1 protein-coding gene is annotated in these 824 nt (G+C 72.8%); it reads right to left on the minus strand.

Annotated elements, in window-relative coordinates:
• The coding region (locus L995_RS24490) for a DUF5682 family protein (RefSeq protein ID WP_231574523.1) at nt 1–812 on the minus strand (812 nt) is incomplete at its 3' end.
• Nucleotides 813–824: the final 12 nt, after the last annotated feature.

Below are 824 nucleotides of genomic sequence, written 5' to 3' on the forward strand. Positions count from 1 at the left end.
CCGTCCAGGCCCATGACCAGCACTTCCAGCACGCGCTGCGCCGGCTCGGTGTCGGCTGTCTGCGACAGCCGCTCCAGCACGCGGTGGACAGCGGCCTCTTGCAGGCTGGAGCCGTGGCGCATGGCCTCGGTGAGTGCCACCGTGGTCTCGACCTGCCAGCCCAGCGTCCAGACCTCGCGCACGCGCGCCAGGCCGGTGCCCGCCACAAAGTCCGGTCCCGCCAGGCATTGCGCATAGGGCACGCCCAGGTAGCGCAGCCGGTGCAGTCCCTGCGACAGGCGGCGGTGGCGGGCGCTGCGGTAGATGTCCAGCTCCTTGCGCACGGGTGCGGCAGGCCGCACGGGCAGGCGGTGGCGCAGGCAGAAGGCCTGTACATCGACCAGCAGCGGGGCGGCCGGCGCGTTGGGTGGCAGCTGGCCGTAGTCGTCGGCGTCCAGCAGCCATTGACCAGTCTGCTGCCCGGCCTGCGGCTCCATAGGCTGCGGACGCAGGGCCTGGGCATGCTCCTTGAACACGGCGCTGTCCAGCGCTTCCAGCAGCTCGGCCCGGCCGCCGTGGCAGGCGCGCAGTGCAGCCAGGCCATGGGCCAGGCGCACGGCCTCTGCCGCGTCGGGCAGGCTGGCGGGCAGGCCCCGGGCACGCAGGCCGTTCACGGTGCGTGCCGCCATCTCGGGCCAGGCCTGGACATCGGGTTGCGAGGCGCCCTGCTCCAGCGCCTGCCAAACGCCCTGGTAGTAGCCGGGCATGGGCATGCCGGCCGCGTAGCCGCTGGCACGCTCCAGCCGCTGCAGCGTGTAGGGGATGAGATGCACGCCCACATCGAT

This window comes from Delftia sp. ZNC0008 (assembly GCF_000799035.1).
Classification (GTDB): Bacteria; Pseudomonadota; Gammaproteobacteria; order Burkholderiales; family Burkholderiaceae_C; genus Comamonas; species Comamonas tsuruhatensis.